The 20,683-nt window shown below is 72.3% G+C and carries 19 protein-coding genes; 14 read left to right on the top strand and 5 right to left on the bottom strand.

What is annotated here, in order from left to right; translation table 11 throughout:
• Nucleotides 1-6 precede the first annotated feature (6 nt).
• Nucleotides 7-1,167, bottom strand: a complete 1,161-nt coding sequence (gene galK, locus GA0070608_RS05990) for a galactokinase (RefSeq protein WP_091623058.1) — start codon at nt 1,165-1,167, stop codon at nt 7-9.
• Nucleotides 1,164-2,147, bottom strand: a complete 984-nt coding sequence (gene galE, locus GA0070608_RS05985) for a UDP-glucose 4-epimerase GalE (RefSeq protein WP_091623056.1) — start codon at nt 2,145-2,147, stop codon at nt 1,164-1,166. Before galE ends, galK begins: the two co-directional genes overlap by 4 nt.
• Before the next feature lie 178 nt (nt 2,148-2,325).
• Here galE and GA0070608_RS05980 point away from each other — a divergent pair, with 178 nt between their 5' ends.
• The 7 genes from GA0070608_RS05980 to GA0070608_RS05950 all read left to right on the top strand — a co-directional run bounded on the left by GA0070608_RS05980 (nt 2,326) and on the right by GA0070608_RS05950 (nt 7,680).
• A complete protein-coding gene (locus GA0070608_RS05980) occupies nt 2,326-3,351 on the top strand; it encodes a hemolysin family protein (RefSeq protein ID WP_091623053.1) in 1,026 nt (341 codons plus the stop codon).
• A 33-nt stretch (nt 3,352-3,384) separates the two neighbouring features.
• Nucleotides 3,385-4,410, top strand: coding sequence for a tryptophan--tRNA ligase (trpS, locus tag GA0070608_RS05975; RefSeq protein WP_091623050.1), 1,026 nt, complete (start codon nt 3,385-3,387; stop codon nt 4,408-4,410).
• Nucleotides 4,411-4,452: 42 nt separating this feature from the next.
• Complete coding sequence (locus GA0070608_RS05970) at nt 4,453-5,010, top strand: 2'-5' RNA ligase family protein (RefSeq protein WP_091623047.1); 558 nt, start codon at nt 4,453-4,455, stop codon at nt 5,008-5,010.
• A 137-nt stretch (nt 5,011-5,147) separates the two neighbouring features.
• On the top strand, nt 5,148-6,071 hold the full coding sequence (locus GA0070608_RS05965; protein WP_091623045.1) for a YihY/virulence factor BrkB family protein: 924 nt from the start codon (nt 5,148-5,150) through the stop codon (nt 6,069-6,071).
• 14 nt (nt 6,072-6,085) lie between these two features.
• Entirely contained in the window at nt 6,086-6,454 is a 369-nt protein-coding gene (locus tag GA0070608_RS05960) for a GntR family transcriptional regulator (RefSeq protein WP_245715708.1), read from the top strand.
• A gap of 48 nt (nt 6,455-6,502) precedes the next feature.
• Complete coding sequence (locus GA0070608_RS05955) at nt 6,503-7,141, top strand: SRPBCC family protein (protein WP_091623039.1); 639 nt, start codon at nt 6,503-6,505, stop codon at nt 7,139-7,141.
• A gap of 95 nt (nt 7,142-7,236) precedes the next feature.
• Complete coding sequence (locus GA0070608_RS05950) at nt 7,237-7,680, top strand: hypothetical protein (RefSeq protein WP_091623037.1); 444 nt, start codon at nt 7,237-7,239, stop codon at nt 7,678-7,680.
• Nucleotides 7,681-7,844: 164 nt separating this feature from the next.
• On the opposite strand, the gene GA0070608_RS05945 is transcribed toward GA0070608_RS05950, so the two are convergent.
• Nucleotides 7,845-9,479 carry a glycoside hydrolase family 13 protein gene (locus GA0070608_RS05945; protein ID WP_091623035.1) on the bottom strand — a complete coding sequence of 545 codons (1,635 nt, stop codon included), beginning with the start codon at nt 9,477-9,479 and terminating at the stop codon, nt 7,845-7,847.
• A gap of 314 nt (nt 9,480-9,793) precedes the next feature.
• On the bottom strand, nt 9,794-10,873 hold the full coding sequence (locus tag GA0070608_RS05940) for a LacI family DNA-binding transcriptional regulator (RefSeq protein ID WP_176733646.1): 1,080 nt from the start codon (nt 10,871-10,873) through the stop codon (nt 9,794-9,796).
• Between the two features lie 197 nt (nt 10,874-11,070).
• Between GA0070608_RS05940 and GA0070608_RS05935 the strand changes: the two genes are divergently transcribed.
• The 4 genes from GA0070608_RS05935 (at nt 11,071) to GA0070608_RS05920 (ending at nt 16,913) form a co-directional block, all read left to right on the top strand.
• Nucleotides 11,071-12,324 carry a sugar ABC transporter substrate-binding protein gene (locus tag GA0070608_RS05935; protein ID WP_091623031.1) on the top strand — a complete coding sequence of 418 codons (1,254 nt, stop codon included), beginning with the start codon at nt 11,071-11,073 and terminating at the stop codon, nt 12,322-12,324.
• The gene (locus GA0070608_RS05930) at nt 12,324-13,964 is read left to right on the top strand and encodes an ABC transporter permease subunit (protein ID WP_091623028.1); all 1,641 of its coding nucleotides are present in this window, start codon (nt 12,324-12,326) and stop codon (nt 13,962-13,964) included. Before GA0070608_RS05935 ends, GA0070608_RS05930 begins: the two co-directional genes overlap by 1 nt.
• Before the next feature lie 113 nt (nt 13,965-14,077).
• On the top strand, nt 14,078-14,887 hold the full coding sequence (locus GA0070608_RS05925) for a sugar ABC transporter permease (RefSeq protein WP_245716073.1): 810 nt from the start codon (nt 14,078-14,080) through the stop codon (nt 14,885-14,887).
• Nucleotides 14,888-15,101: 214 nt separating this feature from the next.
• The gene (locus tag GA0070608_RS05920) at nt 15,102-16,913 is read left to right on the top strand and encodes a glycoside hydrolase family 13 protein (RefSeq protein WP_091623018.1); all 1,812 of its coding nucleotides are present in this window, start codon (nt 15,102-15,104) and stop codon (nt 16,911-16,913) included.
• Between the two features lie 271 nt (nt 16,914-17,184).
• Here the strand turns inward: GA0070608_RS05920 and GA0070608_RS05915 are convergent, their stop codons facing one another.
• Nucleotides 17,185-17,784: a TetR/AcrR family transcriptional regulator gene (locus GA0070608_RS05915; protein ID WP_091623016.1), complete on the bottom strand. Its 600-nt coding sequence runs from the start codon at nt 17,782-17,784 to the stop codon at nt 17,185-17,187.
• An 89-nt stretch (nt 17,785-17,873) separates the two neighbouring features.
• Here GA0070608_RS05915 and GA0070608_RS05910 point away from each other — a divergent pair, with 89 nt between their 5' ends.
• From GA0070608_RS05910 to GA0070608_RS05900, 3 genes are all read left to right on the top strand, one after another.
• The gene (locus tag GA0070608_RS05910) at nt 17,874-18,941 is read left to right on the top strand and encodes a hypothetical protein (protein ID WP_176733645.1); all 1,068 of its coding nucleotides are present in this window, start codon (nt 17,874-17,876) and stop codon (nt 18,939-18,941) included.
• A gap of 47 nt (nt 18,942-18,988) precedes the next feature.
• Nucleotides 18,989-19,330, top strand: a complete 342-nt coding sequence (locus GA0070608_RS05905) for a hypothetical protein (RefSeq protein ID WP_091634403.1) — start codon at nt 18,989-18,991, stop codon at nt 19,328-19,330.
• Between the two features lie 279 nt (nt 19,331-19,609).
• The gene (locus GA0070608_RS05900; RefSeq protein WP_091623013.1) at nt 19,610-20,677 is read left to right on the top strand and encodes a BMP family lipoprotein; all 1,068 of its coding nucleotides are present in this window, start codon (nt 19,610-19,612) and stop codon (nt 20,675-20,677) included.
• Nucleotides 20,678-20,683: the final 6 nt, after the last annotated feature.

Raw genomic sequence — 20,683 nt, 5'->3', positions numbered from 1 at the left:
TGGCGCTCAGTCCAGCCGGGTCGCGCCCGGACCGGGTAGGACGGTGACGAGGCCGGGTGCGGCGAATCCCCGCTCGGCGTACGCGGCCGTGACGGCGGCGGCGACCGCGTCGGACCGCTCCGCGTCGACCAGGGCGAGGACGCAGCCGCCGAAACCGCCGCCGGTCATCCGGGCACCGAGCGCCCCGGCCGCCAGGACCGCCTCGACGGCCGTGTCGATCTCCGGCACGGTGATCTCGAAGTCGTCCCGCATGGAGGCGTGCGAGGCGGTCAGCAGCGGGCCGATCTCGCGTACCCGGCCGGCGCGCAGCAGCGCGACGGTGTCGAGCACCCGCTGGTTCTCGGTGACGACGTGCCGCACCCGGCGGCGGGTCTCGTCCTCGTCGAGCCGGGCCAGGGCGTCGGCCAGCCCGTCGGTCGGGACGTCCCGCAGCGCCGCCACGCCGAGCAGCCCGGCCGCCCGTTCGCAGGACGCGCGCCGAGCGGCGTACTCGCCGTCGGCGTGCCGGTGCGGGGCCCGGCTGTCGACGACCAGCACGGCCAGGCCGGCGGCGGCCAGGTCGAACGGGACCTGCTCGACGGACTCGTCACGGCAGTCCAGGAAGAGCGCGTGCCCGGCGCGGCAACGGATCACCGCCGACTGGTCCATGATCCCGGTCGGCGCGCCCACGTAGTCGTTCTCCGCGCGCTGGGCCAGCCGGGGCCGTCGCTCGGCGGGCAGGTCCAGCCCGCCCAGGTCGACCAGGGCGGCCAGCACGGCGGCCTCCAGCGCGGCCGAGGAGGACAGCCCCGCGCCCAGCGGCACGTCGGAGGCGATTGCCAGCCGCGCGCCGGGCACGGCGTGCCCGGCCTCCCGCAGCGCCCAGACGACCCCGGCCACGTACGCGCCCCAGCCGGCGACCCGGCCGGGCCCGGCGACCTCGTCGACGCCGAAGGTGACCGTCGCGCCGGAGAGTTCGGAGCAGACCGTCCAGGTGTCGTCGGGCTGCCCGACGGCGGCCGCCACCGTGCGCAGCGGCAGGGCGAAGGGCAGCACGAAGCCGTCGTTGTAGTCGGTGTGCTCGCCGATCAGGTTGGCCCGCCCGGGAGCCGCCCAGCGGCCGGCGGGCGGCCCGCCGTACGCCGAACGGAACCCGGCGGTGGCACGGGCCGCGACGTCGTCGGTCACCGCGGCCCCACGACGTGGGTGCGGTAGAAGGCCCAGGCGTCGGCGACGATGTCGGGCAGCGTCGGCTTCTGCGGCACCCAGCCCAGTTCCTCGCGGGCCAGTGCGGACGACGCGACCAACTCGGCCGGGTCGCCCTCGCGGCGCGGCGCCACCTCGACCGGCACCGGGTGCCCGGTGACCTCGCGGACCACGTCGACCACCTGCCGGTTGGTGAAGCCGTTGCCGTTGCCCAGGTTGTAGATCCGGTGCTGGCCGGCGGTCGCGGCGCCGAGCGCCAGCAGGTGGGCGCGGGCCAGGTCGGCGACGTGGATGTAGTCGCGCACACAGGTGCCGTCGACGGTCGGGTAGTCGTCGCCGAAGAGCTGGAGCTTCTCCCGCCGGCCGGCGGCCACCTCCAGCGCGATGGGGATCAGGTGGGTCTCCGGGTCGTGCCGCTCGCCGAGCGCGACGTCGCCGTCGAGGTACGCGCCGGCCACGTTGAAGTAGCGCAGCGAGACGGCGGCCAGGCCGTGCCCGATCGCCTCCGAGGTGAGGGCCATGTCGACGGCGAGCTTGGTGGCACCGTACGTGTTGGTGGGGGCCTTGACCGCGGTCTCCGGGATCGGCAGCTCGGTGGGGTTGCCGTAGACGGCGGCGGTGGAGGAGAAGACCAGGCGGGGCACGCCGGCGGCCCGGACCGCGTCGATCAGGGCGATCGTGCCGACCGTGTTGGTGTGCCAGTAGAGCTCGGGTCTGGTCATCGACTCGCCGGCGGCGATCAGCGCGGCGAAGTGCAGCACCCCGTCGAAGCCGGCGCCGGGGGTGAGCACCCGCGCGGCGTCGTGCACGGACGCGTCGACGTACGTCGCGTCGGGGGCGAGCGCCTCCCGGTGGCCGGTGCGCAGGTCGTCGAGCACCACCACCTCGTGGCCGGCGTCGAGCAGCAGCCGGGTAACCACGCTGCCGATGAAGCCGGCACCGCCGGTGACGAGCAGTTTCACGTCGGTCTCCTTTTGCCAGGCCGCCCGGACGCGGCCCGTGTCGTGATCACCCTACGGCCGGTCGCCCGGTGACCGCCCTCCGTCAGCGGCCTTGTAGTTCCGTCATGACTTCCCAACTTCGAACAGAGGCGAGCGCGGGTGCAGCCCATCCGGCCCGACGCTGTCTACCATCACTGTCATGCGGGGATCGGGTGGTCCCGGGCTGCGGCGACGCGCCCGGAATCGGCCGCGCCGCGAGCCGGGGCCGCTGGCCCGGGCCGTCGCCCGGATCGTGGTCCGCGCCGCCGACGGCGCCACCCGCGCGGTGACGGCCCTGCTGGGCGCCAGCCCGGCGGCCGGCCGGGAGCGGATCAGCGAGGCGGAGCTGCGCGATCTGGTCGCCGCCAACACCCTGCTCGACCCGGTCGAGCGCCGGATCATCGACGAGGTGCTGGTCGCGGGCGCGAGCCTGGTCCGCGAGGTGATGATGCCGCGCACCGAGGTGGTCTTCCTCTCCGCCCGGCTCACCATCGCCGAGGCGGAGCGGCTGGTCCGGGCCGCGACACACACCCGCTACCCGGTGGTCGACGGCACCCACGACGACGTGGTCGGCTTCGTGCACCTACGCGACGTGCTGCTCCGTCCCGACCTCGACCCCTGCACCACGGTCGGCGAGCTGACCCGGGAGGTGAAGCGGCTGCCCGGCAGCAAACGGGTGCTCGCCGCGCTCAGCGAGATGCGCCGGGAGCGCCACCACCTCGCCGTGGTGGTCGACGAGTACGGCGGCACCGCCGGCATCGTCACCCTGGAGGACCTGATCGAGGAGTTGATCGGGGAGATCCACGACGAGTACGACACCGCCCCCGACCCGGTGCACGCGGGCCTGCCCGCCGTGGTGGACGGCCGGCTCAACCTCGCCCACTTCGCCGAGCGCACCGGGGTGAGCCTGCCGTCCGGCCCGTACGAGACGGTTGGCGGCTTCGTGATGGCGGCGCTGGGCCGGCTCCCGGCCGCCGGCGACGAGGTGCCGGTGGCCGCCGGCCGGGCCGGCGACGGTGGCGCGGAACCCGACGACCCGCCCGGCGGCTGGCTGCTGCGGGTGCTCACGCTGGAGGGGCGACGGGTGGCCCGACTCACGGTCTCCGCCGTGCGCCTGCCGGAACCACGACGCGAGGTCGCCGCCCCGGCACCGGCGAGGCGCAGCCGACCCGCCGGCCCGTCATGACGCGCACCGGGTCTTGCTGACAGAATTGCCGCCATGTCCGACGTTCCCGCCCGCCCCCGCGTCTTTTCTGGCATCCAGCCGACGGCCGACTCGTTCCACCTCGGCAACTACCTGGGCGCCGTGCGGCACTGGGTGGCGTTGCAGGACACCCACGACGCCTACTACTGCGTGGTCGACCTGCACGCGATCACTGCGGGACACGACCCGAAGACGCTCAAGCAACGCACCCGGATGGCCGCCGCGCAGCTCTTCGCCGTCGGCCTCGACCCGGAGCACAGCACGCTCTTCGTGCAGTCGCAGGTGCCCGAGCACTCGCAGCTCGCCTGGGTGCTGGGCTGCATCACCGGGTTCGGCGAGGCGAGCCGGATGACGCAGTTCAAGGACAAGTCGCAGAAACAGGGCGGCGAGCGGGCGAGCGTCGGCCTGTTCACCTACCCGATCCTCCAGGCCGCCGACATCCTGGTCTACCAGGCGAACGCCGTGCCGGTGGGCGAGGACCAGCGCCAGCACCTGGAGCTCTCCCGCGACCTGGCCCAGCGGTTCAACTCGCTGTTCGGGCAGACCCTCACGGTGCCCGCGCCACACATCGTCAAGGACACCGCGAAGATCACCGACCTCCAGGACCCGACGGCCAAGATGTCGAAGTCGTCCTCGTCGCCGGCCGGCATCATCAACCTGCTGGAGGATCCGGCCCGCTCGGCCAAGAAGATCCGCTCCGCGGTCACCGACACGGGGCGGGAGATCGTCTTCGACACCGGGACCAAGCCCGGCATCTCCAACCTGCTGACCATCTACTCCGCGCTGAGCGGGCGGAGCATCGACGACCTGGTCGCCGCGTACGCCGGCAAGGGCTACGGCGACCTGAAGAAGGACCTCGGCGAGGTGGTGCGGGAGTTCGTCGGCCCGATCCAGGAGCGCACCCGGACCTACCTCGACGACCCGGCGCAGCTGGACAAGCTGCTCGCCGCCGGCGCGGAGAAGGCCCGGGTGCTCGCCGGGGCGACGCTGCGCACCGTGTACGAGCGGGTGGGCTTCTTCCCGCCGGTGCGCGGCGAGTAGCGCCCCGGCGCGACGGGTGAGGGCGGACGGGTCGGTGGAGGGATGACGCACAGCGTGGATCGCAGGGACGGGGCGCCGGACGCCGGTGACACCATCGAGATCGGCATCGCGGTCGACATCCCGGAGCCGTGGGGCGGCCTGCTCACCCGGCGGCGGGTCGAGGCCGGCGACCCCCGGGTCGTCCCCGCGCACGTGACCCTGCTCGGGCCGACCGAGATCCCGGTGGCGACGCTGCCGGCGGTGGAGCGGCACCTCGGCGTGGTCGCCGCCGCCCACCTGCCGTTCGCCCTGCACCTGCGGGGCACCGGCACGTTCCGGCCGGTGACCCAGGTCGTCTTCGTGGCGGTGGCCGCCGGGATCAGCGAGTGCGAACTGCTCGCCGCCGCGATCCGCGCCGCCCCCGAACTGCACCGCGAAGCGCGCTTCCCGTACCACCCGCACGTCACGGTCGCGCAGGACGTCGCGCCGGAGGCGCTGGACCGGGCGTACGAGGACCTGGCCGACTTCTCCGCCATGTTCGAGGTGGAGGCGTTCACCCTCTTCTCGCACAGTGGGCAGACCCGGTGGCAGCCGCGCCGGGACTTCCGGCTGGGCGGCTGAGCGGTCGCCCGGGTGTGCCCCGAGCGCCACGATCTCCACGCCACTGACACCGGCCCACCACGGTCCACGACCGCCGCCCGGCGCGGGCCGCCGCCCGGTTGCCCGCGCGGTGGCGGGAGATCGGCGAGGATGACGGCGTGAACGTGCTGGGCCGTATCGAGGCGGGCATCGACCGTCGGATCAGCGCCACCCGTCGGCGGTGGAGCGCCGCCGACCACCTGTGGCGAGCCGGCGTGCTCTACAACGACGTGCTGGGCGGGCGGCTGGCCGCCGCGATCGCCTACTACGGCTTCTTCGCGGTCTTCGCGCTGGCGCTGGTCGGGTACTCGATCTTCGGGGCCATCCTGGAGGACAACGACGAGGTCAGCGCGGCCGCCGCGGACTTCCTCCGGGAGAACCTGCCGTTCCTCGACCCCGTGCAGATCGCCGACAGCAGCGGCACGGTCGGGGTGGTCGGCCTGATCATCCTGGCGTTCACCGGGGTCGGCTGGGTGGAGGCGATCCGCTCCTCCCAGCGGCTGATGTACGGGCTCAACCAGCAGCCCGGCAACCTGGTGGTCCGTCGTCTGGTGGACCTGGGCGTGATGGTGGCCGTCTTCGTGCTGCTCGGCGTCTCGGTGGCGGCGGTGGACGCCCTGGAATCGCTGCTGCGCTTCCTGCTGCGCAGCACCGGCTCGGTCGGCCTGACCACGGTCAGCGCGGTGCTCAGCGTGCTGGTCAACGCGGTGTTGGCCACCCTGCTGCTGGTGGCGGTGCCGAGGCTGCGGATGAGCCGGTCCCGGTTGCGCCCGGTGGTGGTGCTGGTCGCGGTCGGCATCACGCTGCTGAACACCGTCGGGCGCTACTACGTGGTGCGTACCGAGCGGAACCCGGCGTACACGGTGGTGGCGGGTGCGGTGGGGCTGTTGCTCTACCTCTACCTGCTCAACCAGCTGGTGCTCTTCGGTGCGGCGCTGGCCGCGACCAGCCCGCGCGGCCGGGTGGTGGACCTGGCGGAGGGCCCGGCACCGGCCGACCTGGACGCGGACACGGATCCCGGCACCCCGGGCGGGGCCGGATGAGCGGGGGAGCGGGCGTGCGGATCTCGGTCGACCAGGCTTCGGCGGTGCCGCCGTACGAGCAGGTGCGCGGGCAGCTCGCGGAGCTGATCGGGACGGGCCGGCTGGCGGTGGGCACCCGGCTGCCCACCGTCCGGGGGTTCGCGGCGGACCTTGGGCTGGCGGTCAACACGGTGGCCCGTGCCTACCGGGAGCTGGAGGCGGCCGGTCTGCTGGAGACCCGGGGCCGGCTCGGCACTTTCGTCGCACCCGGGCGCGATGATGCGACGGACCGGTTGCAGCGGGTGGCGGCCGGCTACGCCGCCGAGGCCGCCCGGTTGGGCGTGCCACCCGCGGCGGCGCTGGCCCTGGTCCGCGCGGCGTTGGACGCGGCGCGACCGGGCTGACGGCGCGGTGCCGGTCCGGCCACCGACGACAGCAGGAGGAGGAGACCGATGCCCGAGACGCACCGCACCATCCAGGTCGAGACGGCGGTGTCCGCGCCTGCCGAACGGGTCTGGCGGGCACTGACCGAGCCGGAGCAGATCCGGCAGTGGTTCGGCTGGGAGCACGAGGGCCTGGCCGACGAGATCCGCTTCATCTTCGTCGACCACGCCGTGCCCGCCCCGCCGGACCGGATCGGGCTGGCCGGCGGGCAGGAGCTCCAGCTCGCGAGCGAGGGCGACCGGACCGTGCTGCGGGCGGTTCTGCCCCCGTCGGCCGACGCCGAGCCGGGGTGGGACGCGATCGTGGAGGGCTGGCGGGCGTTCTTCGAGCAGTTGCGTTTCCTGCTGGAGCGGGCACCGGCGGGGCGGCGGAGCACCGTGCACCTGACGGGCAGCGCGACCGGGGCTCAGGTGCTCGCCGTGCTCGACGCGGCAGGTCCGACCCGGCGGTGGCACGACAGCCCGCGTCAGCGGATCGTGGTGGACGCCGAGGGGCGGCTGCTCGTGGTGGCCGCCGGCGCGCCACTGGCAGACGGCGCGGCCTCGACGGTCAGCCTGACGGTCAGCGCCTACGGCCTGGACGAGGCCGGGCTCGACCTCCTGCACCGCGACTGGGCGGCCCGCTGGCGGGCCGCAGTCGGCACCTGACCGGCGACTGCGAAGCGGGATCGGTGACAGGCTCCGCGACGGTGAATAGGGCGAATGCCACCCGGGTCTCCGGTGCGACGGACCATGATGGGCGCGTGGGCGCACTCGTGACTCTGGACCTGCCGGACGACTCGCCGATGCTCGGCCTGCCGTGGATCATCACCTTCGGCCCGCTCGGCGACATCGACGAGTGGGAGCCGGTGGTCTGCGGTCCCTACGAGCGCCTGCACGCGCTCGCGCTCGCGGAGGCGGTGGTGGCCGAGGAGGAGCTGATGGCGGTGGTCGAGCCGCTGCTGCCCGCGGTCTCGGCCGAGGAGATCCGGGGCGAGATCGTCGCCGCGCAGGTTGCCGCGGAGGACGAGACGGCGCGGATGGAGGGGGCCGATCTCTACGGCGACTTCGAGGACACCATCGACGAGGAGCTGGAGGAGGCCGCCGCACAGGACGACCACGCGGAGCCGCTCGCCCCGCCCACCGAGGCCGAGTTGCGGGCCGGCTTCGAGCGCATCGCCGCGAAGCTCACCGGCCGGGCCGGTTGAGCCGATCCGACCCGGCGGGCGCTTCCAGACGGACGCCGGCGCCCCCCGGAGCGGACTCCGGGGAACGCCGGCGCCACCTCACCCCCCACCACAAGGGGTCGATGGCCCGGCCGCCCGTCGGCGCGGGGCACAACGGACGACCAGGTCGATGACGGGTTACCCGCTCAGCGTCGTTCAAACCAGGCGGCCGCGTCGACCGGAAGCAGATGGCCGGAGCCCTGCCCGGTGAGCGGCGCACTGGCGGCGACCGGCGTGCCGTACCCGTCGATCAGGGCCGGCGCACCGCTGATGTTGACCACGCAGGTCAGCACGGTGTCGCCGGCGGCGCGGCTGAAGGCGAGCACGCCCGGCCCGGCCTCCAACCAGGTGACCCCGCCCGCGTCGGCGGCCAGCGCCGGGTGGTCCCGGCGGATCCGCAGCGCGGTGCGGTAGAGCTCCAGCGTCGAGCCGGGCACGCCCGCCTGGGCGGCGACCGAGAGGCCACGCCAGGTCGCCGGGGCCGGCAGCCAGCTCAGCTCGCTGCCGGTCGGCCCGAAGCCGTACGGGGCCAGCTCTCCGCTCCACGGGATCGGCACCCGGCAGCCGTCCCGGCTCTCGCCGGTACGCAGGAACGCGGGGTCCTGGCGCAGCTCGTCCGGCAGGTCGAGCACCTCCGGCAGGCCCAGTTCCTCGCCCTGGTAGAGGTAGGCGCAACCGGGCAGGGCGAGCATCAGCAGGGTGGCGGCGCGCGCCCGGCGCAGCCCTTCGGCGCCGTCGCCGTAGCGGGTTACGTGCCGCCGCTTGTCGTGGTTGGAGAGCACCCAGGTGGTGGGCGCGCCGACGATTGTCGACTCGGCGAGCGCGGTGTCGACGACCTTGCGGAACGAGTCGGCCGACCAGGTCGCGTCGAGGAAGTCGAAGCTGAACGCCTGGTGCAGCTCGTCCGGGCCGATGTAGCGGGCGAGGCGCTGCGGGGTCTCGGCCCACGCCTCGGCGACCGCCATCCGACCGCCGGGGTAGCTGTCCAGGATCGGCCGCCAGGCGCGGTAGATCTCGTGCACCTCGTCCTGGTCGAAGTAGGGGAGCCGGCCCTTGCCGAGCAGTTCCGCCTGGCGCTGACCGGTGGTCATCGTGCTGAAGCCGACGTCCGGCAGCCCCTCGGCCTTGATCATGCCGTGCGCCACGTCGATCCGGAAGCCGTCCACGCCCCGGTCGAGCCAGAAGCGCAGGACGCCCTCGAACTCGGCGCGTACCTCCCGGTGGCGCCAGTTCAGGTCCGGCTGGGCCGGGTCGAACAGGTGCAGGTACCACTGGCCGTCGTCGATCCGCGTCCAGGCGGGGCCGCCGAAGATGCTCTCCCAGTCGTTGGGGGGCAGTTCGCCGTTCTCGCCGGTGCCCTCGGCGAAGAGATAGCGCGCGCGCTCGGGTGAGCCGGGCCCGGCGGCCAGCGCCGCCTGGAACCACGGGTGCGCGTGGGAGGTGTGGTTGGGCACCAGGTCGACGATGATCCGCAGGCCGAGGGCGTGCGCGTCGGTGATCATCGCGTCGAAGTCGGTGAGGCTGCCGAACATCGGGTCGACGTCGCGGTAGTCGGCGACGTCGTACCCGCCGTCGATCATCGGTGAGGTGTAGAAGGGGGTCAGCCAGAGCGCGTCCACCCCGAGGTCACGCAGGTACGGCAGGCGCTCACGGATGCCCTGGAGGTCACCGACGCCGTCGCCGTTGGAGTCGGCGAAGCTGCGTACGTAGACCTGGTAGACGACCGCGGAGCGCCACCAGTCGTCGTCGGAGGTCAGCGGCGTGGGGTTGCTGACGGTCATCTGTGGCGTTCCCCGTTCTGTGGCGCAAGACGGCTGCACCCGGCGCGGTTGCGGGTTCGGATGCGGTGTCTGAGCAGAATGCCGCCCGACACTGCAAGAGTCAAGCATTCCTTGCGCAAGAAATGACGCCGCCCCTGCCCTCGCGCCCGCGATCTTGCACTTCCGGCCTCAGCAAAGAGTGCATTTGCCGCGATTCGCGGGCCAAAAGTGCAAGATCGGCGAGGCGAGGCGAGGGGAGGAGGGGAGGAGGGGCGAGGCGAGGCGAGGCGAGGCGAGGGGAGGAGGGGCGGGGAGGGGCGGGGAGGGGCGGGGGGTCAGGCTGGGACGGCTAGGGCGGGCGGGGCCGGGCGCTGTCGGGCCCGGGTGTCCGGCGCGGGGCGCGTGGGGGCGACCGCGGTGGAGCCGCGCACCACCAGTTCCGGGCGGAACACGTACTCCGAGTTCGGGGCGGCGTGCCCGTTGATCTCGTCGACCAGGGCCCGGACGGCGGCGACCGCCATCGCGGCCACCGGCTGCCGCATGGTGGTCAGCGGCGGGTCGGTGAAGGCCATCAGCGGGGAGTCGTCGTAGCCGACCACCGACAGTTCCCCCGGGACGGACATGCCACGCTGCCGGGCGGCCCGGATCGCGCCGAGCGCCATCAGGTCGGAGCCGCAGACGATGCCGGTGACGCCGCGGTCCAGCAGCCGCGCGGCGGCGGCCTCGCCACCCTCCACACCGAACAGGGAGAGCTCGGCCAGCTCGTCGAGGCCGGCCTCCGTGACGCCGACCAGGCGGCTCACCGCGGCCCGGAAGCCGGCCACCCGGCGCTGCACCGGCACGAACCGGTCCGGACCGGTGATCAGGCCGATGCGGCGGTGCCCGAGCGCCACCAGGTGGGCCACGGCCAGCTCGGTGGCCTCGCCGTCGTCGCAGGAGACGAAGGGGGCGGGGATGCCGGGCGCGTATCCGTTGATCATCACGACGGGCAGTGGGCGGGCGATCAGGGCCCGGTAGCGGTCGTGGTTGGCGGAGGTGTCGGCGTGCAGGCCGGAGACGAAGACGATTCCGGAGACCTGCCGGTCCAGCAGCATCTCGACGTACTCGTCCTCGGTGACCCCGCCGGCTGTCTGGGTGCACAGCACGGGGGTGAAGCCGCTCTGCGCCAGGGTCGACTCGATCACCTGGGCGAAGGCGGGAAAGATCGGGTTGTCGAGTTCGGGGACCACCAGACCCACCAGGCCGGCGCTGCGCTTGCGCAGCCGGGCCGGACGCTCGTAACCGAGCACATCGAGGGCGGTCAGTACGGCCTGCCGGGTCTCGGGGGCCACTCCCGGGCGGTCGTTGAGCACCCGCGACACCGTGGCCTCGCTGACTTCGGCCTGCTGGGCGATGTCGGACAGTCGAGCGCGCATGGCCGCACTGTAGCTCACGGGCAAGTTCTTGCGTACGCCTCTGCAAGCCCTTCCATTATCTGCAACCTCTTGCTAACGTCCCCGCAACATGCGAGAGCAGCGGCGCAGCACACCGGGCGCCGGTTGGCAAGAAATTTCCAGAGCTTCCACTGGCGGATCGCCCTTCCCCCGGGGCCGCCATGACGACAGGAGTACCGATGCGCATCCGTACCGCGGGTGTGGTCGCCGTCCTCGGACTGGCCCTCGCCGCCTCGGGCTGCGGCAGCGACAGCAGCGACGAGCCGGCCGCGAAGGAATCCACCAAGGCCGCCACCGGCGGCAAGCTGGTGATCTGGGCCGACGACAAGCGCACCGCCGCCCTCAAGCCGTTCGCCGAGAAGTTCGGCCAGGAGAACGGCGTCACGGTCGAGGTACAGGCCGTCTCCAAGGACCTCCAGACCAACTTCGTCACCGCCTCCCAGCAGGGCAGTGGCCCGGACGTGGTGGTCGGCGCGCACGACTGGATCGGCAACCTCGTCCAGAATGGCGCCATCGACCCCGTGCAGCTCGCCGCCGAGCAGAAGAGCGGCTTCAACGAGACCGCCGTCAAGGCCGTCACGTTCAACGGCCAGCTCTACGGCGTGCCCTACGCCATGGAGAACCTGGCGCTGATCCGCAACACCGAGCTGGCCCCCGAGGCGCCGAAGACCATCGAGGACCTGGTCGCAGCCGGCAAGAAGCTCAAGGCCGAGAAGAAGGCCAGCGAGATCCTCTGCCTCCAGTCCGGCCAGAACGGCGACGCCTACCACATCTACCCGCTCTACACCTCCGGTGGCGGGTACCTCTTCGGCACCGCCGCCAACGGCGACTACGACCCGAAGGACCTGGGCGTGGGCAAGCCGGAGTCGATCGAGGCGTTCAAGAAGATCGCCAAGCTCGGTGAGAAGGGCGACGGCGCGCTGAAGCGCTCGATCACCGCCGAGAACTCGATCGCCAACTTCACCGGCAAGAAGTGCGCCTACCTGGTCTCCGGCCCGTGGGCCGTCGCGGACGCCAAGAAGGCCAACATCAAGTACGACATCTCGCCGGTCCCCGGCTTCGCCGGTGGCAAGGAGGCCCAGCCGTTCGTGGGCGTCCAGGCGTTCTACGTGGCCTCCAAGGGCAAGAACAAGGCCCTGGCCCAGGAGTTCGTGGCCAACCACGTCAGCACCCCCGAGCTGGCCGTGGCGCTCTACAACGCCGAGGCCCGCCCGCCGGCGCTGACCGCCGCCCTCGACCAGGTCAAGGGCACCGACCCGGACCTGGCCAAGTTCCAGGAGGCCGGCAAGAACGGCCAGGTGCTCCCGGCGATCCCGGCCATGGCCACCATCTGGGACCCGTTCGGCAAGGCCGAGGCCGCCATCATCGGTGGCGCCGACCCGGCCACCACGATCACCGCGGCCGGCAAGACCATCTCCGGCCAGATCAAGTAATGAGCACGTCGCTGTCCGGCCCGGGGGCTGCCACGCAGCCCCCGGGCCGGGAGCCCGTCGGCCCCGGGCTGCCGGGCAAATCCCGCACCGCGCGACACCACGCGCCGACCACCATGACCGGTCTGCTCGTCAAGGTGGCCCTGCTCGGCCTGACCGCCGGGATCGCGATCTGGGCGGCCTTCCCGCTCATCGAGGCGGAGAAGTGGACCGGGCTGGCCGTGCTGGCCGCCACCACCGCCGGGCTCTTCTACCTCTACCTGACCCGCCGGCACATCCCGGCGAAGTACCTGGTCCCCGGCACGCTCTTCCTGATCGCGTTCCAGGTGGTCCCGGTGCTCTACACGGCGAGCACCGCCTTCACGAACTTCGGCGACGGCCACCGCGGCACCAAGGAAGACGCCGTCGTCGCCATCCAGACCGCCTCGGTCAAGCAGCTGCCCGGCTCCACCGAGTACGCCCTCTCCGTCGCCACCCAGGGCGACCCGACGACCGGCCCGCTCGTCTTCCTGGTCAGCGACCCGGGCACCGGCGCCGTATCGGCCGGCGACGCCGGCGGGCTGCGCCAGCTCGATGCGGCCGACGTCACCGTGGCACCGGGCGGCAAGGTCACCGCCGCCGACGGCTACACGGTGCTCAACTTCGGCCAGGCCAGCGCCCGTAGCCAGGAGATCACCGACCTGATCGTGCCGACGTCCGGCGGCGCGCTGCGCTCCGCCGGCCTGTCCCGCGCCTACGAGGGCAAGGCCATCCGGGCGTACGACGCCGGCTGCGACTGCGTCAAGGACATCGAGACCGGCCGGACCTGGACGGCGGACGAGGAGACCGGCGCCTTCGTCGCCGCCGACGGCGAGCGGCTGGCCCAGGGCTGGAAGGTCACCGTCGGGCTGAAGAACTTCTCCCGGGTGCTCACCGACCCGGCCATCTCCGGGCCCTTCTTCGGCACGCTGCTGTGGAACTTCGCCTTCGCCGTCGGCTCCACCGGCGGCACGTTCATCCTGGGCATGTTCATCGCCCTGGCGCTGCACTCGCCCCGGATGCGCGGCACCAACCTCTACCGGGTCCTGCTGATCCTGCCGTACGCCATGCCGTCGTTCGCGATGCTGCTGGTCTGGCGGGACATGTTCAACACCGACTTCGGGCTGATCAACAACCTGTTCGGGCTCGGGGTGGACTGGTTCGGCCAGGAGTGGTCGGCCCGGATCGCGGTGATCCTGGTGCAGCTCTGGCTCGGCTACCCGTACATGTTCCTGGTCGCCACCGGCGCGCTCCAGGCCATCCCGAAGGAGCTGACCGAGGCGTCCTCGGTCGACGGCGCGTCACCGTGGCAGTCGTTCCGGGCGGTCACCCTGCCGCTGCTGCTGGTCGCGCTCTCCCCACTGCTGATCGCGTCGTTCGCGTACAACTTCAACAACTTCAACGCGATCTACCTGACCACCGAGGGCGGTCCCTTCCCGGCGGACAACCCGACGGCGGGGGCGACGGACCTGCTGATCACGTACACGTACCGGCTGGCCTTCGGTGCGCAGGGCGCCCAGTTCGGCCTGGCCGCCGCAGTGTCGATCTTCATCTTCACCATCGTCGCGGTGGTGTCGGCGGTGAGCTTCCGGCGCACCCGTAAGCAGGAGGAGGTGTACTCGTGACCTCGCTCAGCGGCACTCCGGTCGCGGGCGGCGCGACCGGCGCAACCCCGGCCGTCAACCGCAACACGGGCCGGCGCCGCAACCGGTGGTTCGCCCAGGTCGGCTGGCGTCACCTGGTCGCCGTGCTGGCAGTCGCGTTCAGTCTCTTCCCGATCCTGTTCGTGCTGTCGGCCGCCATCAACCCGCTCGGCACGCTCTCCTCGACGGAGCTGCTGCCGACCGGGGCGTCCCTGGAGAACTTCACGAACCTGTTCGACCGTACGGCGTTCGGGTGGTGGTTCTTCAACTCGCTGCTGATCGCCGGGGTGTCCGCGTTCGTGTCGGTCTTCCTGTCGGCGCTGGCGGCGTACGCCTTCTCCCGGATGCGCTTCTCCGGGCGCCGGGTCGGGCTGCTCTCGCTGCTGCTGATCCAGATGTTCCCGCAGTTCCTGGCGATCGTGGCGATCTTCCTGATCTTCACGACGGTCACCGACCTGTGGCCGGCGATCGGCTTCAACACCCCGTGGGGCCTGCTGCTGCTCTACCTGGGCGGCGCGTTGGGCGTGAACACCTGGCTGATGAAGGGCTTCTTCGACACGCTTCCCCGGGAGCTGGACGAGTCGGCCACCATGGACGGCGCCACGCACGCCCAGGTCTTCTTCCGGATCATGCTGCCGCTGGTGGCGCCGATCCTGGCGGTGACCGGCCTGCTCGCCTTCATCGGCACCATCAACGAGTTCCTGATGGCGAACGTCTTCCTGACCAACAGCGAGTCGAAGACCCTCGCGGTCGGCATGTTCGGCCTGGTGGCCGGTGAACGCAACAACAACTTCGGGATCTTCGCGGCGGGCACCCTGCTCACCGCGATCCCCACGGTGCTGGTCTTCCAGATGGTCCAGCGCTACATCGTCTCCGGCCTCACCGCCGGAGCCGTCAAGGGATGAATCGGATGGGTGGCCGCCCTCCCGCGGAGGGCAGGGTCAGCGTGCCGGCTCCGTCGGCCGCCTGATCCCCCACCCGATCTCCCGTTCGCTGCGGCAAGGGCGTCGGCGTCCGACGTACACCGGAGCAGTCACGGATCGACCGCCGCGGTCGGATGACCGGCCGCGGCGGGTGACCCCTTTCTCTCCCCGTCCGACCGACGCGAAAGGCACCGCCATGTCCCTGTTGCCGCACCACGACGGATCCGCCCTGTACGTCCCCGAGCAGGAACCCGCGCTCGGCGAGACCATCGACGTCTTCGTCCGGGTGCCGGCCGGCGCCGGCGTCCGGCAGGTGCACGTGCGCACCACCGGCGACGGCGAGCCCCGGTTCACCGAGGCGGTCGTCGACCGCACCGACGGCGGTGACGTCTGGTGGCGGGTCCCCGTCGAGGCCCGCAACCCGGTCAGCAACTACCGGTTCATGCTCACCGGCAGCCGTGGCCACCGTTGGCTGAACGCCGCCGGTGTGGCGCCCCACGACGTGCCCGACAACGGCGACTTCAAGCTGGTCACCCACGCCCCGCCGCCGGCCTGGGCCCGGGACGCGGTGATCTACCAGATCTTCCCCGACCGGTTCGCCCGCTCCGCCGGCGCCGACGGGCGCGAGCTGCCGGACTGGGCCGTCCCGTGCGACTGGGACACCCCGGTGATCGGGCGTGGCCCCGAGACGCCCCGCCAGTTCTACGGCGGCGACCTGGACGGCGTCACCGAGCGGCTGGACCACCTGGACCGCCTCGGCGTGAACACCGTCTACCTGACCCCGATCTTCCCGGCCCGCTCCAACCACCGCTACGACGCGGCCAGCTTCGACACCGTCGATCCGCTGCTCGGCGGGGACGCCGCGCTGGCCCGCCTCGCCGACGCCGTACGGGCCCGGGGGTGGCGGCTGCTCGGCGACATCACCAGCAACCACACCGGCGACGCGCACGAGTGGTTCACCCGGGCCGCCTCCGACGGGTCCGCGCCCGAGCGGGAGCTGTACTACTTCGACGAGGCGACCGCCGACTACGAGTCCTGGAACGGGGTCAGGTCGCTGCCGAAGCTGAACTGGGGCAGCGCCGAGCTTCGCCGGCGCTTCGCCACCGCCGACGACTCGCTGCTGCGCCGCTGGCTGCGCCCGCCGTACGGGCTGGACGGCTGGCGGGTGGACGTCGCGAACATGACCGGGCGGCGGGGCGCCGACGCGTACACCCACGAGGTGGCAGCCCTGTTGCGCGAGGTGGTCGTCCGGACCCGGGCCGACGGGCTGCTGATGGCCGAGCACGGCCACGACCACACCGGCGACCTGGACCGCGACGGCTGGCACGGCACGATGAACTACGTCGGCTTCACCGACCCGGTCTGGTCCTGGCTGCGGCACGGCGACCAGCCCGTGCCGAACTTCCTCGGCACCCCGGGCGGAGTGGTGCGGCGGGACGCGGACGCGGTGCTCGCCACCATGAACGCCTACCGCTCACTGATCTCCTGGCGGTCGTACACCCACTCGTGGCAGTTGCTCGGCTCGCACGACTCCGCCCGGATCAGGACGGTGGTCGGCGACGCCGCGCGGCAGGAGGTCGCCGCCGGTCTGCTCGCCACCATGCCCGGCACCCCGATGATCTACGCGGGCGACGAGTTGGGCCTGACCGGCAGCAACGGCGAGGGCTCGCGTACCCCGATGCCGTGGCACCGGCCGGAGAGCTGGGACACCTCGACGTTCGCCAACTACCGGGCGCTGGTCGCGTTGCGCCGGGCCGAGCCCGCGCTGCGCCACGGTGGCCTGCGCTGGCTGCACGCCGACGCGGACACCCTGGTCTTCCTGCGCGAGGCCCCGACCGGCGCGGTACTGGTGCTGGCCCGCCGCGCCGCCGGTGCCCCGATCCGCCTGACCGGGCTGCGGCCGGCGGAGAACCTCCACGGCGGTGCCCCGGCCCTACGCCCCGACGCGGACGGCACGATCACCCTCCCGCCCGACGGCCCCACCTTCCAGGCCTGGCGCCTCCCCTAACTCCCACCCCACCCCGCCCCGCCCCCGCCCCCGCCCCCGCCCCCGCCCCCGCCCCCGCCCCCGCCCTCCCGCCTCGTCCCGCCCGCCCCCTTCCCCTTCCCCTTCCCCTTCCCCTCCCCCTCCCCCTCCCCTTCCCGCGATCTTGCACTTGCGGCCCGGGCAACAGGGACATATGTCGCAAACCAAGGGCACAAAGTGCAAGATCGCCGAGGCTCGGAGCTCGGAGGCTCGGGCGGGGAGGGGTGGGGAGGGCGGGGAGGGCGGGGCGGGGTCAGCGGGCGAGGAGGGTGCGGACGCCGGCCAGGTAGGTGGCGCGGTCCGGGCGGCCGGTGAGCAGGCGCTGGAGGAACCAACCGGGGACCAGGCCGAACAGTGCGGCGGCGACGGCTTCCGGGTCGGCGTCGGCGGGCACCTCGCCAATGCCCTGGGCGCGTCGGACGAGCGCCTCGAAGTGACGGCGGAAGCTGTCGTACTTGGCGGCGACCAGTTCGGCCAGCACCGGGTCCCGCTGTGCCTCGCCCCAGACCTGGACCGCGATCCGCAGGGCGCCGTCGTCGCCGGTCTGGGTCTCCACGTACGCCAGCGCGCGGTCGAGCACCTCGACCAGGGGCAGCGGCGGCTCCCGGTGGAGCAGTTCGTCGAGGACCACCTCGGCTCCGCCGACCGCTTCCTCGGCGATCGCGCTGATCAGATCCGCCTTGCTCGGGAAGTAGCGGTAGACGGCGCCCACCGAGAGGCCGGCCTCGGCGATCACGTCCTGCATCGTCGTGCGGTGGAAGCCCTCGCGCAGGAAGCATCTGCGGGCCGCGTCGACGATCTGGAGGCGGCGGGCGGCGAGGTGTTCCGGCGAGACGCGTGGCACGGGATGCATCGTAAATCGAACGTTCGTTCTTGACAGTGATGCAAGCGAGGGGGAACCTGGTTTTTAAAAGAATGAATGTTCGTTTTAGGAGTGGACCGATGCTGAACCGCATCCGACGGCCCCTGCCGACCGCCCTCGGAATCGCCGCGCTGGCGGCGGTCCTGATGGCGCTGCTCGTACCCCTTTTCGCGGCTCCGGCGGCCAACCTGGCGCCGCGTGACCTGCCCGTTGCCGTCGCGGGCCCGGCGCCCGCCGCCGACGAACTGGCCGGCCGGCTCGCCGCCGCGCGGCCGGGCGCGTTCGAGGTGACCACGCTGCCGGACGCCGCGACCGCCGACCGGGCGTTGCGCGACCGGCAGGTGTACGGGGCCTTCGTCATCGGTCCGGCGGGGGTCGCCCTACACACCGCGGCGGCGGCCAGCCCGACGGTCGCGGCGCTCCTCACCGAGGCGGCGGCCCAACTCTCCGCCGGCACCGGCCGCCCGGTGCCAGTGGTCGAGGTGGTTCCGGCCGCCCCCGACGATCCCCGGGGCGTCGGATTCGCCGCCGGCTTCCTGCCGTTCGCGATGGCGGCCATGGCGGCCGGCGCGCTGCTCATCCTGCTGGTCGCGAGCCGGGTCGCCCGGCTGCTCGGCCTGGTGGCGTTCGGTGCCCTCGCCGGGGGAGTCGGCGCGATCGTGCTGCACGGCTGGCTCGGCGTGCTCGACGGCAACCCGTTCGCCGAGGCTGCGGCGGTCGGGATCTTCGCGTTGGCCGGCGCAGCCACGGTGGCCGGCTTCGGAGCGGTGCTCGGCCGGCCGGGCATCGGCCTGGGCGCGCTGCTGGTCTTCCTGGTCGGCAATCCGATCTCGGCGGTCGGCGCGGCCCCCGAGCTGCTGCCGCAGCCGTGGGGTGCCGTAGGCCAGTTCCTGCCCGTGGGCGCTGGCGGCACCCTGCTCCGCTCGGTGACCTTCTTCGACGGTGCCGGCGCCGGTCAGCCCCTTGCCGTCCTGGCCGGGTACGCGCTGGTCGGCCTCGTGCTGGTGCTGGTGGCGCGCGGCCCGGCCAGTGCCGGGGCGCCTGACCAGGTCGGTGCAGCCGGTGCCGGGGCGCCCCACCCGACCGGTCCAGCCGGTGCCGAGGTGTCCCGCCCGGCCGGTGCCCGGACGGCGGCCGACACGCGCTGAGCCGCCCCACTACTACGATCCGTCGTTGGTGGGGGAGGATGGTGCGCGTGGAAGCCTTGAGACTGATATTGCGCTACGTCCATCTGATCGGGTTCGCCCTGCTGCTCGGCGGCGCGATCGTCCAGTACATCAGCGGAAAGCTGCGGATCAACCCGGCCATGCTCTGGGGGGCCGTGATCATGTTGCTGACCGGGATCGGCCTCTCCGCGCCGCTGCGCGACGGCAACGAGCCGGACCCCGCGAAACTTGTTACCAAGTTGGTGCTCGCCATACTGATCTTCGTCATGGTCTTCTTTTCCCGGAAGCGCGACGCGGTCAACCGCGGGCACTTCCTGGCAATCGTCGGGTTGACCCTGGTCAACGCGGCGGTGGCGGTTTTCTGGCGGTAACGTCACCGGCAGGGGGCGACGCACAGAACCGGACGTTTCGCGGTGCCCCGCCGCACACTTACCAGCACTTTGAGTGATCTGCCCCACCTAAGGGTTACGTAGGGGTAACAGGCACTCAACAGTCGTGCACGATTGTCGGCCGGTGGGTGGGCGCGGGCGTACGCTCCCGTCCGTAACGTGGGACGCCGGCGGCGCAGTGCAGGCCGGCTCAAAAGGGCTGCCACCGTGCAGGACGCGGTGTGCAATTGGGAAGGAGACGTCTTGCGCTCTGTGCGTGGGATGCGGATTGCCTCCGTCTTCGCGGTCGGTGGGCTCGTGCTGGGCGCCGCCGCGTGTGGTGAGGCTCCCGAGGACGACAACAAGGCCGGCAGTGGCGACAGCAAGAAGTACAGCGCCTGCATGGTGACCGACGTTGGTGGCATCGACGACAAGTCGTTCAACACCTCCGCCTGGAAGGGCCTGGAGGAGGCCAAGAAGGCCAACCCCAACATCGACATCAAGTACACGGCGTCGAAGGCCGAGGCGGACTACGAGGTCAACCTGACCCAGTACGTCAACCAGAAGTGCGACTTCATCCTGGCCGTCGGTGGCCTGATGGGTGACGCCACCTCCAAGATCGCCAAGGCGAACCCGAACCAGCAGTTCGGCATCGTCGACGCGAAGGTCGCGGAGACCAACGTCTACCCGATGCAGTTCGACACCGCCCAGGCCGGCTTCCTCGCCGGTTACCTGGCCGCCGGGATGAGCAAGAGCGGCACGGTGGGCACCTACGGCGGCCTGCCGATCCCGCCGGTCACCATCTTCATGGACGGCTACGCCGACGGCGTCGCGCACTACAACAAGACGAAGAGCAAGACCGTCAAGGTCGTCGGCTGGGACAAGGCCGCCCAGAAGGGCTCCTTCACCAACGACTTCGTCAAGCAGGACGAGGGCAAGAAGATCAGCGACGCGCTGGTCGCCCAGGGCGCCGACATCGTCATGCCGGTTGCCGGCGGAGCGGGCCTCGGCACCACCGGCGCGGCCAAGGCGTCCGGCGGCAAGTACAACACCATCTGGGTGGACGTCGACGGCTGCGAGAGCACCCAGGACTGCTCGGCGATCATCACCACCGTCGAGAAGAACATCCCGGACGCCGTCAAGGAGGCCGTCGTCAAGGCCGCCGGCGGCGAGAAGCTGTCGCCGACCCCGGGCTACCTCGGCAACCTGTCCAACAACGGCGTCGGGCTCGCCCCGTTCCACGAGTTCGACAGCAAGGTCCCGGCCGAGCTGAAGGCCGAGATCGACAAGCTGAAGGCGGACATCGCCGCCGGTACCGTCCCGGTCACCTCCGCGGCCCAGCCGAAGTGAGGCTCC

The sequence above is a fragment of the Micromonospora peucetia genome (genome assembly GCF_900091625.1).
GTDB lineage: Bacteria > Actinomycetota > Actinomycetes > Mycobacteriales > Micromonosporaceae > Micromonospora > Micromonospora peucetia.
Note: the sequence above shows the minus strand (reverse complement) of the source record. Positions and strands in the feature narration are given on the sequence as shown.

Bases quoted from the DNA above. Each gene is read 5' to 3' on its own strand.
- GA0070608_RS05970 (WP_091623047.1), top strand. From the start codon at position 4,453: ATGACGCACAGCGTGGATCGCAGGGACGGGGCGCCGGACGCCGGTGAC.
- GA0070608_RS05930 (WP_091623028.1), top strand. From the start codon at position 12,324: ATGAGCACGTCGCTGTCCGGCCCGGGGGCTGCCACGCAGCCCCCGGGC.
- GA0070608_RS05955 (WP_091623039.1), top strand. From the start codon at position 6,503: ATGCCCGAGACGCACCGCACCATCCAGGTCGAGACGGCGGTGTCCGCG.
- GA0070608_RS05945 (WP_091623035.1), bottom strand. From the start codon at position 9,479: ATGACCGTCAGCAACCCCACGCCGCTGACCTCCGACGACGACTGGTGG.
- GA0070608_RS05915 (WP_091623016.1), bottom strand. From the start codon at position 17,784: ATGCATCCCGTGCCACGCGTCTCGCCGGAACACCTCGCCGCCCGCCGC.
- GA0070608_RS05920 (WP_091623018.1), top strand. From the start codon at position 15,102: ATGTCCCTGTTGCCGCACCACGACGGATCCGCCCTGTACGTCCCCGAG.
- GA0070608_RS05900 (WP_091623013.1), top strand. From the start codon at position 19,610: ATGCGGATTGCCTCCGTCTTCGCGGTCGGTGGGCTCGTGCTGGGCGCC.
- GA0070608_RS05980 (WP_091623053.1), top strand. From the start codon at position 2,326: ATGCGGGGATCGGGTGGTCCCGGGCTGCGGCGACGCGCCCGGAATCGG.
- trpS (WP_091623050.1), top strand. From the start codon at position 3,385: ATGTCCGACGTTCCCGCCCGCCCCCGCGTCTTTTCTGGCATCCAGCCG.
- GA0070608_RS05910 (WP_176733645.1), top strand. From the start codon at position 17,874: ATGCTGAACCGCATCCGACGGCCCCTGCCGACCGCCCTCGGAATCGCC.
- GA0070608_RS05940 (WP_176733646.1), bottom strand. From the start codon at position 10,873: ATGCGCGCTCGACTGTCCGACATCGCCCAGCAGGCCGAAGTCAGCGAG.
- GA0070608_RS05935 (WP_091623031.1), top strand. From the start codon at position 11,071: ATGCGCATCCGTACCGCGGGTGTGGTCGCCGTCCTCGGACTGGCCCTC.